The sequence below is a fragment of the Nitrosomonas sp. JL21 genome (assembly GCF_009833095.1).
Lineage (GTDB): Bacteria > Pseudomonadota > Gammaproteobacteria > Burkholderiales > Nitrosomonadaceae > Nitrosomonas.
In genome coordinates this window covers 325859-343554 of sequence record NZ_QRCB01000001.1, presented here as the reverse complement: position 1 = coordinate 343554, position 17696 = coordinate 325859, and the positions used below count along the sequence as shown (strand labels likewise).

Genomic DNA, 17696 nt, shown 5'->3' with positions numbered 1-17696 from the left:
AGCCGTTCTACTGGATCACAAATGATGTGAACAATACGTCCAGAACATCTTCTTGGAATTCTTCAGAACTCATCGACTGCTTGATTTCAGCGAGGATTTCCTGACTCAATTGTTGTTTGCCTGCAATATTTGAAATTTGTGCAGGTTTTTTGCTGGACAGCACCATCAGAATACGGTTTCGAATTTCCGGCATTTGTTTTTTAATCTCCGCAGCGACAGGGGTTTCCCGAATTTTGACCGTCAGCCCGACTTGAAGATAATGACCATCCTCATCCAAATTGACTGTGAAGATCTCCAAATCGGCAAATGCTGTGGGTTTTGGTTTTGGCTTCGCAGGTTCTTCGTCGCCACCCGAAGTTTTCATGTAATACCATGTGCCGCCTGCTCCCCCTCCGATGGCAATCAACGCCACCAGAATAGTAATGATCAAACCTTTCTTCCCTTTTTTTCCTTCTGCTGCAACTGGCGCTTCCATTGTTTTAGACATATGCTCGACTCCTTATTGGATGAGCTCATTATCTAGGAGAGGATAAGAAATTGATGTGACAAATAACAAGCAAATAATGTCGCTATTTCTGAGGAAACCCTGATTAATTGACTGCACGAGCGAATCGCTTCGCTATACGCGGGACTCACTCGCTGGCACATCTTGTTGAGTTTTCAGTAGTCGCGTTCGGTGCATCCATCGCTTCACCTTATTCGCTGAATTGATCAGCATCTCCGCAAGAAATGCTGAAAGAGCAGCCAACAAGAATCAGTAAAGATGAATTTGTGTAAAAACTGCAGGATTGGAAATAACTCCCATCATTACCGATCGACGGCGCTATGCCGCTGGACAGGCGATGGTTTCCCCCACGCCCTATCTCACGGCCGATGAATCAAATTACTCACAAGAAATTGCATGTTTATAACATCAGGCATAGGTGTTTAAGATACCGTTGTGTCTGTTTGATACAACAGTCGTTTCGATCTGACCTACCGAACTGAGGGGTGCGTTGTCTGACCCGGATTCACTGTGGGCCTGTTCTGAAAAAAATCGCTGCTGCCTGTTGTCCTGTTGAAATGATTCCGCGCCCACCATGACATTTCCTAATTGAATACCGTTCTCGGCCATCATTTCGCGTAGCTTGGGCAAAGCTGCTTCAATGGCTTCACGAACCGCCAAATGTGGTGACACAAATTGCACAGTAGCCTGATCCTGAGAAATGTTCAGCATGACATCAACAGGCCCCAGATGAGCCGGATTTAAATGGATTTCGGCAACTTGATGGTGTTGCGAAGTTAACCACACGATTTTTTGGGCAAAATCCCCTCCCCATCTAGGTTGACCTACAGGTTGATCTACCTGCACAGCCTGTGCAGGCAAGTGCTGCGGAGCTGATGAGGCGGCATGAGCTCCCCCTAAGGATAGGCTCGGTACTGACTCAACCGCTACCGAAAAGATCGGCTCGCCCACTTCACTGCCATTCATCAGAACCGTATCACCCAGTTCAGGAGAAAACGGCAATAACTTGCCGTTGACGGCAGATTCTGCCACATCCATGAATTGCCCGAAATCGAATTGACCCGAGTTATTCAGAGAATACGCCATGTCATCGGCAACTGATGTGAGTTGCGCTGACTTTTGCAGCAACAACTGGCTTGCAAATGAAAGCGCTGTCGCTCCAGGCTTACTTTCTGCAGAGGGCAATTGACTATTCGGCAACGGCAATGGATTAGCGGGTAAAGAAGACAGGATCGGCGATGCGATAGGTGAACTGAGGATTTCAGTAGCCGGTTTTCCCGTTTCTATAGCCGGTGTTACAACTCCCGGGACAGGCATTCCCAGCAGTGGCAAGAGTGCTGGATCTGTCTTGTCAGCATGAGCATCATCCAGCGCCACTCCCGGCAACAATGGATGGATTGCAGGCACAACCGCCGGCTGAATCAATGCCGCATTGCCATTGCCATTGCCATTGCCATTGCCATTGCCATTGCCATTGCCATTGCCATTGCCATTGCCATCAATGATCGAATCAGCGCTTTCCCGAGGTTCCACAGGTTTTGCAGGTTCCGCAGTTTTTGCAGCAGCGTTGTTGATTTCCTGCTTAGGAGATGTTTCAGTCATTTCACGTTCGAGAACCTGAGCGAATTTTTCTGTTGCAGGCTTTTGTTTCTCGCCGACCGTCGGTTTAGGCTTGGAATTAGTGATGGCTAACGGATTGTCCGTGGAAGAGTTGACCTGCGGTGCAGCAGATATATTCATACTCAGCATGATATTCGATCCCTGTCAGTGTTATCGCCATACCCAGCTAAGCAATCTGTGTGCCAGGTCGATCATTCTATTGACTTACGCATTGAAATGATCTGAAACATAATGGTGCTGGTCGGGTGATGCCGGAACCAGATCCAACATGCTTAATTACTCATCATTCACAACTGTGTCTCCCCTTGCTTCTGCCGCCGGCGAATTTTTTCAAAGGATTCTAATTTTCTTTTGGTGCAGAGGAAGTGCGATGATAGGCATTCGCGGAAAATTCATCCTGTAATTTTTGTTCGGATTTCAGTTGTTTCTTATTTTCCGCCATATGCTGGCGTTGCAGCAGCGTTTCGAAGGATTTGAGCTTGCGTTGACTGGCCAAGAATTCCTGATTAGCTGCCATCCGATTGTTCTGAGCATGCACAAGCGCATGCTTCTGCTCGGCAATGGCTGCATCAAGCTTGGTCATGAATGCCATGAAATTGAGTAATTCCGCCTGATCGACACCTTTCGCTATCGCATCTTGAAGATAGGATTGATAGCTTTGCCGATATTGCACCAGCAATTGCAATTTCTTCTCGGCTTCCTGTTGTATCGCATTCAATTTGCCTAGTTTCTTGGCCGATGCATCAGTCTGCTTCTGCGCAAGCTCCAACAGCAAAAGAATTGATGAAGTTGCCATAATCGCTATCTGTGCCTTTGGTTATGAAGCGGTTTCAAACGCCAATATTCTGGTCAGTTTCTCAAGTCCATCGGCAAAATTTTCCTGTTGTGTCATATTCTGATGCAAGAATCTTTCAAGGAAAGGATACAGTTTGATCGCTCGATCCAGCTCCGGATCCGTCCCTGCGACATAGGCACCTACGCTGATCAGATCATGGCTGCGCTGATAGCGTGAAAATAAGCTCTTGAACTGTCTGGCCAGATCGATTTGTTGCTGCGACACCACACTGGTCATGATACGACTGATCGATGCCTCGATGTCAATCGCCGGATAATGCCCAGCTTCTGCCAATCGACGTGATAACACGATATGCCCATCCAGAATCGCCCGGGCGCTATCGGCGATCGGATCATTCTGATCATCGCCTTCAGTGAGCACGGTATAAAAAGCGGTGATGGAGCCGCAATTCTGATTCCCATTGCCTGCCCGTTCCACCAATTGAGGCAACTTGGCAAATACGGACGGAGGATAACCCTTGGTTGCAGGGGGTTCACCGATCGCCAGCGAGATCTCACGTTGCGCCATGGCATAGCGCGTTAACGAATCCATGATGAGCAGGACATGCTTGCCACTGTCGCGGAAATATTCCGCGATTGCAGTCGCATACGCCGCTCCTTGCAGCCGCAGCAAAGGCGAAGTATCCGCCGGCGCGGCCACGACGACAGAGCGCGCAAGTCCTTCTTCACCGAGAATATGTTCAATGAACTCTTTGACTTCTCGTCCCCGTTCCCCAATCAATCCAACGACGATGACATCGGCAGTGGTATACCGTGCCATCATACCCAGCAACACGCTTTTCCCGACACCGCTGCCGGCAAACAATCCCATGCGTTGTCCGCGCCCCACCGTCAGCAGCGCATTAATCGCGCGAACGCCCACATCGAGCGGCTGCGTTACGGGAATACGTTCCAATGGATTAAAGGGACGGCTGTACAGGGGCACACTATGTTCCGCTCGCGTGGGGCCGAGACGATCAAGCGGCTCGCCCAGACCGTTCAGCACTCGACCGAGCAATTCCGGCCCGACCACGACATGTTTGGCACGATCCGAAGCGCGCCTGCGCGGGTGATGAGAATTCCCCATTTTAGGAGGTTCAACCGCAAGTTCTGTGGGAACTACTTTGGCGCCGGGAGATAATCCATACACATCGTTGGAAGGCATCAGAAAAAGCCGATCCCCGGAAAACCCGACAACCTCGGCTGAAACGCTATGATGATTCGAAAGAAAAATAATACAGCTACTTCCTACCGGCAACCTGAGCCCGACGGCTTCCATGACCAATCCGGAAACTCTGGTAATCGTGCCACTCAATAAGGGCGGCGTTGATAAGGCAACCAATTGGCCGCAGTTCTTCAAGAAGCTGCGCCATTGCTCCGGGCGCTCCGGCTTAATCATTCTTCTGCAGCCATTCAACGTTCTGACCGATCGCTGCCAATACTCTATGCCAGCGCACTTCCAAGGTGGCATCCACTTCACTGCCATTGGCTTCGATACGGCATCCCCCCCGGGTCAATTGCTCATCCTCACGAATGGACCAATCTTCCTGCACCCGATGTTTCTCGAGATGCGCATGCACGATGTCGGCATCCTCCGGATGCAGATAAAGCCGGGGATGCTGCATGGCATTGGGTAAATTCCGGATCGCTTCTTGCACGATCGGGACGATGAATTCAGGTTTGATTTCAAGCGTCTGAGCAATCATTTTCTTTGCAAGCGCAATGCCCAAAGCCAATACGTCATCGGCAATGAGCTGATCCAGTTGCTGCAGATCATGATCCAAGTTGGACAACACCATTTGCATCCGGCTCACTTCCGTTTTCACGGCAGTTTCAGCAGCTTTGCGGCCTTCCGTGTATCCCAGCGCGTATCCTTCTTGGTGCCCCGCCGCAAAGCCTTCCTTTTTCGCATGCTCGAATATTGACGTTACCTCCGCTTCAGTGGGCAACTCGGTTTTCTTGGATTGATCACTTTGAGCATTGGCCTCAGGCTTGCCAGGTTGATCGTTGGATATTGAATCAAGCACATCCAGCGGATCCATTTCCCAGCGCCGATACGCATTTCCTTTTCCATTCGAAATTGCATCACCTTTCACCATGTCCACACCTTCGCTTCTGTGATTTCCATGTCGTTACGTAGAACCATCGCGTATGAAAATTTCGTGAAACTACCGCACTCGACCATACTGTTGAAATCAGGCTCAAAATGCTCATTTTGCACGTGCACACTGCGCTCTTTCGCTCGACTCAACTTTGCCTGAACATCTTGCATCACTTTTCTAGAGCTTTGTTAAATGAAACTGTCATCGCCCTTGCCACCCAGCGCAATCTGGCCATCGTCAGCCAATTGACGGAGAATTTTCAGAATTTCTTTCTGTTCGGCTTCTACCTCGGACAGGCGCACAGGTCCTTTGCTTTCCAGATCTTCCCTGAGCGCTTCAGCAGCCCGTTGCGACATATTTTTGAAAATTTTCTTGCGCAGATCTTCCTGAGCACCTTTCAACGCGATGATCAAAGATTCGGACTGTACTTCACGAAGGAGCAACTGGATGCCGTGATCATCGACATCGATCAAGTTATCGAACACGAACATCTCATCCATAATTTTTTGTGCCAAATCTTCGTCAAATTGCTTGATATTGTCGATGACGCTGGTCTCCAGTGCAGTGGGCACAAAATTAAGGATCTCAGCTGCCGCGCGGATGCCGCCCATTGCCGTCTTGCGAATATTACTGCTGCCGGATAACAATGTCGTGAGAACATCATTCAGTTCCCGCAACGCATTCGGTTGTATGCTATCCAACGTGGCGATTCGCAATAACGTGTCGTTGCGCAATCGTTCGGTGAAAAAACTCAGAATTTGACTGGCCTGTTCTCGTTCCAGATGAACCAGAATGGTAGCAATGATCTGAGGATGCTCATCCTTGATCATCTCCGCTACCGATGACGAATCCATCCACTTCAGCCCTTCGATGCCGCTGGTATCGTTTCCGATTAAAATCCGATCGATGAGATTGGCGGCTTTTTCGTCACCTAGCGCATCTGTTAGGACATTGCGGATATAATCCGCCGAATCTTGTCCCAACGTTGTTCTACCCTCGGCTTCATTGCAAAATTCTTCCAGTACGCCTTCGACTTCACTACGAGGAACATTCTGCAAGCTGGACATTGTTTCACTCAGCCTTTGAACTTCCTTCGGCCCGAGCAGCTTGATCACTGAGGCCGCTTCTTTTTCACCCAGCGTCATCAATAAAATCGCGCTTTTTTTGATTCCTTCATCATCCATTTTTCGATACCCAATCTTTAACTACGTTGGCCACAATAGTGGGCTGATCCAAAGCCAATTGTTTTGCTCTTTTGAGATTTTCGTCAAAAATGGCCTTCTGCACGGCTTGTGCCGCCATGCCATCCACTTGTTCAGATAAGTGGCCAGTCAATACATCAGCAGATACCTTGTTTGGCAGCGCCGGAGGCGGCGGGGGCAAGGATTGCGCGAAGCTTTTCAATGACGGGCGAACGATCTTGAGCAGGAAAAACAGAACTACGGCCGCAATGAGCAGTTGTTTGCCAGTCTCCTTAGCCAACATGATCACTTCGGGGTCCTTCCAAAACTCGGCATCCAGAATGGTGACAGGTTCTGTCGTAAACAAGCTGTTGGTCACCGTCAATGAATCTCCTCGTTTCTCGTTGTAGCCCATCGCCTCCTTGACCAGATTATTGATTTCTTTGATCTCGTCTTCGCTCAACGGCTCGTTCGTAACTTCACCATTTTCATCGATTTTCTTGCGATAGTTCACGACAACCGCCGCAGTCAGCCGTTTGATGCCACCAGTGGATTGCTGGGTATGCTGTACTGTTTTGTCGACCTCATAGTTGATCGTGGATTCTTTTTTCCTATCCGTTGGCAGCGGGGGGGCCTTATCATTGGTCTCGGCACCTCCTGCTTTCGCATCGATCGGTGCCGACGCAGGCTCAGGTGGTCGATTGGTCAGCGCACCTGGAATGCCGCCATCGGTTTTGGAGCCAGTCGTGGTTGATTCAAGCGTTTTTTGACTGCGAATCGAGGCGACATCCGCTTCGCTATTGTTGGGTCGATAGATTTCTTCGGCACGTTCGATTCGCGAGAAATCCAGATCGGCAGTCACCTGAGCACGCACATTGGCAGCGCCTGTAATAGGCGTCAGTATGGCTTCGATGCGACGGATATAATTTTCTTCCAGCTCCTGTATATATTCTAATTGCTTGGCATCAAACGCCTTATCTTGTTTGTTCTCATGCTGAGTGCTGAGTAAATTGCCATTCTGGTCAACTACGGTTACATTTTTAATGGGCAAATTGGGCACGCTACTGGCCATCAAATGAACGATTGCACTGACTTGCTCAACGCTCAACACTCGGCCGGGATACAAATTGAGGAGTACAGAAACGCTGGGTTGCTGTTTATCGCGCGAAAAAACCGAAGGTTTGGCAATGGCCAGATGAACACGCGCACTTTGCACGGCTGATAGTGACTGAATCGACCGCGCTAGTTCTCCTTCGAGTGCCCGCTGATAATTGACTTGTTCAAGAAATTGACTGGAGCCGAACTTTTGATTTTCCATCAATTCGAATCCAGGCAGATTACCTTTGGGTAATCCCTGGCCGGCAAGCCGCAAACGAACTTCATGCACGTGTTTTTCCGGGACGAGAATGGCTCCGCCATGATTGGAGAACTTGTAAGGCACATTCATTTGCTGCAAAGCACTGATGATCGCTGCACCATCCTGATCGGCCACATTGTTGTAGAGCACACGATATTCGGGTGTTTGACTCCACATCAGCGCACCGGCTAGCACAGCAATGACAGCTGCCGCCGCCATGATCAGACCCAGCTTCTTTTGATTGGAGAGCTGATTCAGTTGTGCTAAACGAAAGCCTGTCGTAGGTGCCGATACTTTTTCTTCACTGGGTACTGTAGCCACGCACTTTCTCCTGCCAAAGTCCTGATTTCTCTATTAATCAATCGAATAAAATTCAAAAATTTTTACAATTCACAGATGCTTCAATCTCGTCAAAACAATTGTTCACCGCTCATCTCTCAGATTTTTCTTTTAAATGTCGTATTCACTTGCGTTTCGAGTCTCTACAAAAAACGCAATTTTGTTGATGTGACGATTATCGATAAATTTAAAAAATACGAATGCTTAAAAAAGAATAGATTTGCCTGCCTTATTCGCATCATCAAGAAAATCGCCAGTCATTTAAGCTACGGGTAATCTCAAATAACTGGTATTTATCCTGTGAAAACTATTGAAACCAGATCCTTATCCGTAGATCAAGAACAACTACAGCTTGCATTTGTGGCATTTAATGAAGCCTCTGCACAGCTCTCCGAGGAGTATCAAAAACTGCAACATCAGGTGGCGCAATTAACACGGGAACTGGCACTTGCCAACGGCGAGTTACAAAGGCAATTAATTGCGAAAGAAGATTTATCCCAGCAATTGACCTTTTTATTGAATACATTACCTGGTGGGGTTCTGGCGCTCGGTGCCAACGAAAGCATCGAGCAGGTCAATCCTGCCGCAGTGTCTCTTTTAGGAGAACCCTTGGTTGGACTGTCATGGAATGAAATCACTCAAGAACGCTTATCCTCAACTTCCATGGCTCATGAATGGCATGTAAATTCTCCGAATATCACCCAGCAGCGGCGCATTCGTATTCAGAGCAGCGCTACGGATTCAACGGGAAAACGAATCCTGCTGATCAACGATATTACGGAAGACTATGAAATCCAGGAAAAAATAAGACGCAATCAACGTTTGACTTCGATGGGTGAAATGGCGGCAAATCTTGCCCATCAGTTGCGAACGCCACTGGCTACGGCACTCTTATATGCCAATCATTTAGGCAGTGATGCACTTACTCCTGAAGAGCGGCAAAAATTTGCCACTAAAACCATTGACCGCTTGCATCATCTCGAACAATTGACGAAAGATATGTTGCGTTTCGTGAAAGGTGAAACCACAGAACTCGAAAATGTCGTCATCAGCAACTTATTGGCCGAGCTCCAACAGGTAATAGAACCTCAGTTGGTTACACGGAATTTGCAGTTGATAGTTCGTAATCACACTCAGGGAGCAAGCTTAATGACCAATCATCAGGCCCTCTGTGGAGCGATGATCAATCTGCTCGAAAATGCAATGCAGGCTTCCAGCCCGGGGGGACAGATCATTTTAACTGGACTCATCGAGGAAGAAAGTATCATCTTGAGCGTTTACAATGACGGACCTGGAATAGATATTGCTTTGCAAGAAAGACTATTTGAACCCTTCTTCACGACACGCTCGGAAGGAACCGGATTGGGTCTGGCCATTGTTCGCGGCGTCATTCAGTCAATGGGAGGTACCGTGCATATACAGTCGTTGCCCAATCAAGGAAGTGAATTTGTAATACGTTTAGCAAGATTCAAAGGAGATTTAGTATGAACGCATTGCCGGTATTGATCGTAGAAGACGATCAGGATCTACAGGAGGCAATATGTGCCACCATGCAATTATCTGGTTATCAAGCGATTGCGGCATCAAATGGCGATGATGCGATGGCAATACTCCAGGAACGTCAGGTTGGTATCGTGATCAGCGATGTACAAATGAAACCCATCGATGGACTTACCTTGCTAAAAAACATCAAGACACTCCATCCCGAATTACCCGTGCTATTGATGACCGCTTATCGGGAAATCGACAAAGCTGTTACCGCAATGCGGATGGGTGCCTGCGATTATCTACTGAAACCTTTTGATCCCGATAGCTTATTGGCACATGTCAAACAGTTTTCTTTGCCTGAGGTTACGCAGGATCATCAAGTCATCGCCAAAGATCCTAGAACCCGGGCATTATTATCGCTGGCCAAACGAGTCGCTGAATCACCGGCAACTGTTATGCTGACTGGAGAAAGCGGCTGCGGCAAGGAAGTCATTGCTCGATATATCCATCGGCATTCATTGCGGTCTGCCAAACCCTTCATCGCCATCAACTGTGCCGCCATTCCGGAAAATCTGCTTGAGGCGACACTGTTCGGTTATGAAAAAGGCGCTTTCACAGGGGCTATCCATGCACAACCAGGAAAATTTGAACAGGCAGAGGGCGGTACCCTATTACTTGATGAAATTTCCGAAATGCCCCTAGAATTGCAGGCAAAATTATTACGTGTATTGCAAGAGAGGGAAGTTGAACGAGTGGGAGGGCATAAAACCATCAAGCTGGATATCCGGGTACTGGCAACTTCTAACCGAGATATGAAAACAATAGTCAAAAATGGTCAATTCAGAGAAGATTTATTCTATCGCCTCAACGTATTCCCCATAGAAATACCGCCATTACGTGAACGGCCTTTGGATATTGAGCCGCTGGCGCAGAAAATCTTGCAAGCAGCAGTGACTAATTCAAGAGGTTTGCCGTATAAAATCACCCGCGAAGCAATCACTAAGCTTTGTCGCTACTCCTGGCCGGGAAATGTCAGAGAGTTGGAAAATGTCTTGCAACGAGCTGCTATCCTGGCAACGGATGCCATTGAAGTTGAGCATATCAATTTGCCTCCAATCAATGTGCATGACATTATCGGCGAAAAACCCGAAAATACGTTCGTACCACAAGTAGAAGCACCAACAGAGGATATCAAAGCACTTGAGCGTAAGCATATTCTCGAGACTCTGGCCGCAGTTAATGGTTCTCGGAAACTGGCCGTTAAAAAATTAGGAATTTCGGAACGGACGTTACGATACAAATTGCAGCAATATCGCTTAATGAGCTAATACATCGTATATTTTGGATAATGTATTTCTCAAAACATACCTTCAATTGATCATTTTGGAGTAGATCATGGACAAATCTGGCGTTGAAAATATTCTACAGCAGCTTCAGGCAGCATCAGCCCTAGCTTCGGGTATAAAAAAACAACCCAACTCTGATGAAATATCAGCGATCGACTTTAGCGAGAAACTTAAAGCAGCAATCAATCAGACCAATAATTTGCAACAGAATGCTGATCATCTTAGCGCGCAATTTGTCAGTAGCGAATCCAATGTTGATTTACACGAAGTCATGATTTCATTGCAAAAAGCCAATGTATCCTTTCAATCGATGATCCAGGTTCGCAACAAGCTTGTAACGGCGTATCAAGAAATCATGAATATGCAAGTATAATGGAAGCAGTTGATATATATCACGTCTCATCAATTCTTCATTTTTCTAAGCTCATCTCTAATTCAAGCCAATTTTCTTCTAGTTCGGCCACTTTCTGGGTGAGTTCCGAATTAAGTGCGCTCAATTGGTTGATCTGGCTACGAGAACAGCTCATATAGGTAGCAGGATCAGCCAGTTGACGATTGATTTCAGCCAATTCTTTTTGCGCTATTGATATAGCTATTTCAATTTTCGATTGTTTCGAAAGTAATGTTTTTTTGTTTGTTTTATCAGAGAGGTTACGTGGTGATTTTTGCGCAGACACTTTCGGCTCTGCCGTTTTATTGTTATTGCGAGCTTCAACCCAATTTTTATAATCTTCCAAGTCTCCCTCGAAAGCCTGTACTTTCCCATCAGCTACTAGCCATAATTCATCAGCAACTGCGCGCACCAAGTTGCGATCGTGCGATACCAGTACCACGGCACCGGGATAGGCTTCCAATGCCATCACCAGCGCATCTCTCATATCCAAATCTAAGTGGTTTGTGGGTTCATCTAACAATAGCACGTGCGGCTTTTGCCATGCCAATAAAGCGAGAGCCAGACGACTCTTTTCCCCTCCGGAAAAGCTCCCCACAGGACGATTCTCGCGATCACTACCCAACCCGAACCTTCCCAAAAATTTTCTGAGATCCAGCTCAGTATGACTGGGCGCTAATTTCTGAATATGCTGCAGAGGTGTAGCCTCGCCATCCAAATTTTCCAGTTGATGCTGTGCAAAATATCCTATACGTATATTCGATGCCCATTCCAACTGACCTGCTGCAGGTTGGAGCTCACCAACCAGAAGTTTTATCAACGTCGACTTTCCTGCACCATTTGGCCCCAGCAATGCTACTCGTGTACCCGCCTGAATCACTTGATGAACATCTTGAAACAGCAGATTCTGACCATAACCGAATCTCATGCTTTTTATACGCAATAAAACCTCAGGACTGCGCTCAGGTGCCTCTATCAATAATTCAAAATGTCCATCTTCTGCATAAATTGGAGCGATCCGTACCAAACGTTCCAAGGCTTTAATGCGGCTCTGAGCCTGTTTGGCCTTGCTCGCCTTGGCATGAAAGCGCCTTACAAAATCTTCCATGTGCGCAATTTTTCGTTGTTGTTGCTGCCATGCCTGCGTTTGTTGCATGAGTCGCTCGGCTCGTGCACGTTCGAATTCATCATAATTCCCGGCATACACATCTATTTTCCGATTATTGAGATGCGCAATTCTATTTACGCACGCGTTAAGAAACTCGCGATCATGCGATACGACAATCAGACTGCCAGGATAACGAGACAGATACTGCTCGAGCCAGATGATGGCTTCAAGATCCAAATGATTTGTAGGCTCATCCAGCAGCAATAAATCAGCTCGATGCATCAAAGCACGCGCCAAATTCAAGCGCATGCGCCAGCCTCCTGAAAAATTGTTGACTGGATAATCCAGCATCGTTTGAGCAAAACCTAATCCATTCAAGAATTGTGCAGCTCTTGCCCGAGCCGTATATCCCTCAATTAATTCATAACGCTGCTGCGCTTCGAACCATGCTTCCGTGTGATCAGCCTGCGCCAGAATCTTTTCCAATTTTCGTAACTCGACGTCTCCATCAAGGACAAATTCGATAATTGCCTGGTTCGAGTTGCGAATTTCTTGCTCAACAAAAGCGATTGTTTTCCCGGCTTGCAAATTGATATCACCACTATCAGGTTTTATCGATTTGCGAATTAATTGAAATAGTGTAGATTTGCCGCTTCCATTTGTGCCCACCAAGCCTATACGTTGATTGACAAAAATTTGTAAGTTACAGTTTTCTAATAAGGGAATTCCAGATTGAAGATAAGCTAAAGTTTGAATATTCAGCATTCGACATTACTATTTTAAATTACGAGTAGCCCGAGAATTTGAAGTAAGAAGTAATGTACTTCGGAGTTATTTATCATTTCATGTAGGTCAAAAAGAATTTTCCGCAGATCTGTTGCTATTATGCAACATCCGGCTATTATCGCCTTGACAGGAAAAAGCACCTTATATAAGCTGCGTTGTGGTCAAATATGACACACTTATATTTTTTAAGCAATGTCAGCGGTAAGCGTTTGAATGAAAATTTTCCAGCCAGCAAAAAGTGCATTATTTAAAGTTAATGATCAGAGTTGGCACGCTCAACCAGAATTTCTTGCTATTGAAAGCAAGATGACAAGTACTATTACTTCGAGGGGAAGATCTTGAGTTCGACAATAACCAAGTTGAACGCTCCGCTAACGCAAGCGTTTAATTCTCAACCTTCAAGCGAATTACATTTAACACCGACACCAACTCCTAATACGGTTGCTCAACGGTTAGCGAATTTTGCTACGCTAACAGATGCTTTAGAGTACGCCGCAAATGGAGTGACTGGATATAATTTTTATGATGCAAGAGGGAATTTGCGTTCTGTTCTTCCTTACCATTCATTAAGACAGAATGCTCGCATTTTAGCTCAGCGTTTATATAACTTTAATTTGCCTCGAGGTAGCCGTGTTGCAATCATTGCTGATACCTCGCCTGAATTTGTCGAGTTGTTCTTTGCATGTCGCTATGCTGGTTTAGTTCCTTTTGCAATGCCTATTCCAGTCAATCTGGGAAGTCATGAGATATACGTTCAACAATTAAGAGGGATGCTTGAAAGTAGTCAAGCAAGCATTGCTCTCGCAAATCTCGATTATTTCCATTTTTTACAAGAAGCTGTAGAAGGCACAACGTCTGTACAATGGAGTGGAACCCCAGAAAAGCTACAGCAATTACCTAGACTTGATATCGAGTTTCAGGCAAACCACCCCAATGAAACCGCCTATTTGCAGTTTACCTCTGGCAGTACACGCACTCCCAGAGGCGTGGTCATTACTGAACGCGCCCTCATGTGCAATTTGCAAGGGATTGTCCGATATGGACTGGAAGTAAAACCTGATGATCGTTCAGCTTCTTGGCTACCTTTTTATCATGATATGGGATTGGTTGGATTAGTTTTAGCGCCGATGGTTACACAGATTTCAGTTGATTATCTTGCTACCAGAGATTTTGCAATTCGGCCATTGCAGTGGTTACGTATGATAAGTCGCAATCGGTGTTCTATTGCATTTAGTCAGCCTTTTGGATTGAAGCTATGTACGATGCGTGCAAGAGAGTCAGATCTTAAAGAGTTAGATCTAAGTTCATGGCGAGCCGCAGGTATCGGAGCAGAAATGATTCGTCCTGAAATATTGAGAAATTTTGCTGAAAAATTTGCTTCAGCAGGATTTAACGAAAAAGCTTTTTTACCTTGTTATGGTCTCGCTGAATCAACGCTGGCTGTTACCTTTTCAAAAGTTGGCCAAGGATGCAAAAGCATCCAGATTGATCATAAGACATTAATTGACAAAAGAATGGCGGCAAGATTGCAAGCTGATGGTCGTAAACAGAATGAGTTTGTAAATTGTGGTCGTCCAATACCCGGTCATACCGTTAAAATAGTCGATGAAGATGGTCGCCAATTATCGGAAATGATGGTAGGTAGTGTTCTAGTGCAAGGGAATAGCGTTATGACAGGGTATTTTAATAACCCTGAAGAAACCCACAAAGCACTAAAATCAGGTAACTGGTTGGATACTGGCGATATCGGATTTCTATTTGAAGGAGATCTTTTTATCACTGGACGGCGAACTGATGTAATCATCGTTAACGGTCGCAATATTCGTGCACAAGACATAGAAGAATTGGCCGAATTGCAACCTGAAGTAAGATCACGTGAAGCTTCTGTATTTGGTGTTAATGATGAAGATGGAACCACAACGATAGTATTAGTGATTGAATGCAGACTTACTTCGGTGGCGGAACGGCAGTCCCTGATAACGAGATTGCAGCAACTGGTTTATATGGCTTTTGGCGTAAATTGCGTTGTCGAATTAGTGGCTCCGCATACTTTACCCAGAACTTCTTCGGGAAAACTCTCACGTTTTGCTGCAAAACAGGGCTATATTCAAAGAACGAATTTGGAACATCAATTATCCTTCATGGAATCAGGTGATCGATAATTACCTATGTCTAAACTAGTAGCGGTAACTGGGGCTACTGGGTTTATTGGAAGTGTACTGATTCAAGAGCTCATTCACGATGGGTGGAAAGTTAGGGCTCTTACCCGGCGTGATTCATATTCTGACGATGAATCACTTGTATGGATCAAAGGCGATTTAGATAATTTAACTGCGCTGCATCATTTAACAAATGATGCAGCGTTTGTTATTCATTGTGCCGCAACTGTAAAAGGAAGCTCTTTTCGAGAATTTGAACATATCAATATTGAAGGAACTAAAAATCTTTTATCAGTTGTACTCAACCAAACGCAACATCCTCGTTTCTTGTATTTATCATCCCTAGCTGCCAGACAACCTGAGCTATCCTGGTATGCACAAAGCAAATATCTATCTGAGCAAGAGTTTTACCAACATTCTGATCTATTGCAATTTACGATATTTAGGCCAACAGCAGTTTACGGCCCTGGCGACAAAGAACTAAAACCTCTATTTCAAGCGATGCATCGGGGGATTCTGCCGGTTTTCGGAAGCATCAACAATCGCTTTGGATTGATTCATGTCCATGATCTAGTGAGCGCCATTCGAGCGTGGTTGAATTGTCCTGTAACAATCAATCAAACTTTTGAATTGGATGACGGCATGCCCAACGGTTATAGCTATGCAGAATTAGCTATTTTGGCGCAAAAAGTATGGAAAAGGCCAATTCATTGCATACAAATCCCCGATTTTTTCATGAGAAGTATCGCGGCATTAAATTTACGGTTGTCTCGAGTGTTGCATTATTCCCCCATGCTAACACCAGGAAAAGTTAATGAGTTACAACATAATAACTGGGTATGTGATAATGCGCCTCTGGAGGATGTCCTTCCCCATTGGCAGCCAAAAATTCGCTTACATGATATTTTGCCCAAAGTAATCTAATTTTAAACAATTTACTGTTCCAATTTATGACCGACAGCGACTATGATGAAATTTTGCGATTGCTCTGTGATCGTCTCAGTACATTAACTAACTCCGAGTTACCCATTACACCGGACATTAATTTAATTACCCAACTGTCTATCGATTCCATCAAACTTCTTAATCTGATTATGGAGATCGAAGATACTTTCGATATTTCAATTCCAATTAATGGGTTGACCGATGTCCAAACCGTTCGTCAACTAGCTGATCTGGTATATAAAATTAAATCAACATCATAATGAATTTACTCGAGAAATTAGATTCTGCCGCAGCCGCAAGAAAAGCGCTTTTACCAGATGGCATTGGTGCTTTTGGCATTCCCATCGAAGAAGTTTATTCCGCAACTGAAGCCAGAATTGGAAATCGCCGCGTACTTTTATTAGGTACTAACAATTATCTGGGATTGACATTTGCTCCTGAGTGTATCCAAGCAGCGCATGAAGCCATTGATAAAGAAGGCACCGGCACAACCGGATCACGCATGGCCAACGGCAGCTACTATGGTCATCGCGCTCTCGAAAAAGAATTTGCCGAATTCTACCGTTGCAGTTCCGGCATCGTTTTTACCACCGGCTATCAAGCAAATTTAGGCACTATCTCCGGATTGGTTGGCCCGGGTGATACTGTATTGATTGATGGCGACTCTCATGCAAGTATTTATGATGGCTGTGTTCTCAGCGGTGCAGATATCATTCGTTTCAAACACAATGATATGGTGGATATGGAGAAACGGCTTCGCCGGCTTGACGATCGCACGGAAACCACCTTGGTAATCGCTGAAGGCATATATAGCATGTTGGGCGACCAGGCACCCTTAGCTGAGATTGTGAGACTGAAGAAAGCCTATAATTGCATTTTACTCCTTGATGAAGCCCATTCTCTTGGCGTCCTCGGAGAAACTGGACAAGGCTTGGTAGAACAAACCGACCTACTCGAAGAAGTCGACTTCATTACCGGCACATTCAGCAAAAGCCTATGCAGCATTGGCGGATTCTGCGTCAGTAATCACCCTCAATTGGAACAGCTGCGCTATGTAAGTCATCCTTATATTTTTACTGCATCCCCATCGCCCGCAACGATCGCCTCAACTCGCGCGGCGCTGCAATTGTTACGGACGGGCAGTCATTTACGCAAGCAGTTATGGAGCAATTGTACGCAATTGTATGCCCAGCTAAACGAGGCAGGTTATCAATTGGGACCTGATCCGGGACCTGTAATTGCAGCCGTCGTGGATACACCGCAGCAAGCGTTACTGCTATGGCAAAAATTGCTCGAGCATAATATTTATGTGAATTTGATATTGCCGCCAGCAGCGCCGGAAGGTAAATCGCTGGTACGATGCAGCGTAAACGCCGCTCATACGGCAGAGCAGATTAAATATGTCGGGGAAACTTTTTCCAAACTATATTCATTAGTAAACGGATAAATACTAAATTGCAGCCATTGGATAAGAAGATACTTTCTTGAATACCTTCATGGCTTAATGGATTTGATTCATGGTCAGGAGAAAAGTC

The 17696-nt window shown here is 45.9% G+C and carries 15 protein-coding genes; 7 read left to right on the top strand and 8 right to left on the bottom strand.

Annotated features, from left to right (window positions below; all coding sequences use genetic code 11):
- Positions 1-7: 7 nt before the first annotated feature.
- The 7 genes from fliL to fliF all read right to left on the bottom strand — a co-directional run bounded on the left by fliL (position 8) and on the right by fliF (position 7920).
- Positions 8-487 carry a flagellar basal body-associated protein FliL gene (fliL, locus tag ABF87_RS01510; protein ID WP_160827344.1) on the bottom strand — a complete coding sequence of 160 codons (480 nt, stop codon included), beginning with the start codon at positions 485-487 and terminating at the stop codon, positions 8-10.
- Between the two features lie 426 nt (positions 488-913).
- Positions 914-2254 (bottom strand): flagellar hook-length control protein FliK, encoded by a 1341-nt coding sequence (locus ABF87_RS01505; RefSeq protein ID WP_160827343.1) that lies wholly within the window; start codon positions 2252-2254, stop codon positions 914-916.
- Between the two features lie 211 nt (positions 2255-2465).
- Positions 2466-2921, bottom strand: a complete 456-nt coding sequence (gene fliJ, locus ABF87_RS01500; RefSeq protein ID WP_160827342.1) for a flagellar export protein FliJ — start codon at positions 2919-2921, stop codon at positions 2466-2468.
- Positions 2922-2942: 21 nt separating this feature from the next.
- Positions 2943-4358: a flagellar protein export ATPase FliI gene (gene fliI / locus ABF87_RS01495; RefSeq protein ID WP_160827341.1), complete on the bottom strand. Its 1416-nt coding sequence runs from the start codon at positions 4356-4358 to the stop codon at positions 2943-2945.
- Positions 4351-5058, bottom strand: coding sequence for a flagellar assembly protein FliH (locus tag ABF87_RS01490; RefSeq protein WP_160827340.1), 708 nt, complete (start codon positions 5056-5058; stop codon positions 4351-4353). Before ABF87_RS01490 ends, fliI begins: the two co-directional genes overlap by 8 nt.
- A gap of 191 nt (positions 5059-5249) precedes the next feature.
- Positions 5250-6245 carry a flagellar motor switch protein FliG gene (fliG, locus tag ABF87_RS01485; protein WP_160827339.1) on the bottom strand — a complete coding sequence of 332 codons (996 nt, stop codon included), beginning with the start codon at positions 6243-6245 and terminating at the stop codon, positions 5250-5252.
- Positions 6238-7920: a flagellar basal-body MS-ring/collar protein FliF gene (gene fliF, locus ABF87_RS01480; RefSeq protein WP_160827338.1), complete on the bottom strand. Its 1683-nt coding sequence runs from the start codon at positions 7918-7920 to the stop codon at positions 6238-6240. Before fliF ends, fliG begins: the two co-directional genes overlap by 8 nt.
- A gap of 318 nt (positions 7921-8238) precedes the next feature.
- On the opposite strand from fliF, the gene ABF87_RS15370 reads away from it, so the two are divergent.
- The 3 genes from ABF87_RS15370 (at position 8239) to fliE (ending at position 11145) form a co-directional block, all read left to right on the top strand.
- The gene (locus ABF87_RS15370; protein ID WP_345789860.1) at positions 8239-9426 is read left to right on the top strand and encodes an ATP-binding protein; all 1188 of its coding nucleotides are present in this window, start codon (positions 8239-8241) and stop codon (positions 9424-9426) included.
- On the top strand, positions 9423-10754 hold the full coding sequence (locus ABF87_RS01470) for a sigma-54 dependent transcriptional regulator (protein ID WP_160827337.1): 1332 nt from the start codon (positions 9423-9425) through the stop codon (positions 10752-10754). Before ABF87_RS15370 ends, ABF87_RS01470 begins: the two co-directional genes overlap by 4 nt.
- Positions 10755-10821: 67 nt before the next feature.
- Positions 10822-11145, top strand: coding sequence for a flagellar hook-basal body complex protein FliE (fliE, locus tag ABF87_RS01465; protein WP_160827336.1), 324 nt, complete (start codon positions 10822-10824; stop codon positions 11143-11145).
- 37 nt (positions 11146-11182) lie between these two features.
- Here the strand turns inward: fliE and abc-f are convergent, their stop codons facing one another.
- Positions 11183-13036, bottom strand: coding sequence for a ribosomal protection-like ABC-F family protein (abc-f, locus tag ABF87_RS01460; RefSeq protein ID WP_160827335.1), 1854 nt, complete (start codon positions 13034-13036; stop codon positions 11183-11185).
- Positions 13037-13395: 359 nt separating this feature from the next.
- Between abc-f and ABF87_RS01455 the strand changes: the two genes are divergently transcribed.
- Genes ABF87_RS01455 through ABF87_RS01440 form a run of 4 tightly spaced genes read left to right on the top strand, consistent with a single transcriptional unit; the run spans position 13396 to position 17608 of the window.
- Positions 13396-15219 carry a fatty acyl-AMP ligase gene (locus tag ABF87_RS01455; RefSeq protein ID WP_160827334.1) on the top strand — a complete coding sequence of 608 codons (1824 nt, stop codon included), beginning with the start codon at positions 13396-13398 and terminating at the stop codon, positions 15217-15219.
- Between the two features lie 6 nt (positions 15220-15225).
- Positions 15226-16140, top strand: a complete 915-nt coding sequence (locus ABF87_RS01450) for an NAD(P)-dependent oxidoreductase (protein ID WP_160827333.1) — start codon at positions 15226-15228, stop codon at positions 16138-16140.
- Positions 16141-16166: 26 nt separating this feature from the next.
- Positions 16167-16421 (top strand): acyl carrier protein, encoded by a 255-nt coding sequence (locus ABF87_RS01445; RefSeq protein WP_160827332.1) that lies wholly within the window; start codon positions 16167-16169, stop codon positions 16419-16421.
- The gene (locus ABF87_RS01440) at positions 16421-17608 is read left to right on the top strand and encodes an aminotransferase class I/II-fold pyridoxal phosphate-dependent enzyme (protein ID WP_160827331.1); all 1188 of its coding nucleotides are present in this window, start codon (positions 16421-16423) and stop codon (positions 17606-17608) included. Before ABF87_RS01445 ends, ABF87_RS01440 begins: the two co-directional genes overlap by 1 nt.
- Positions 17609-17696: the final 88 nt, after the last annotated feature.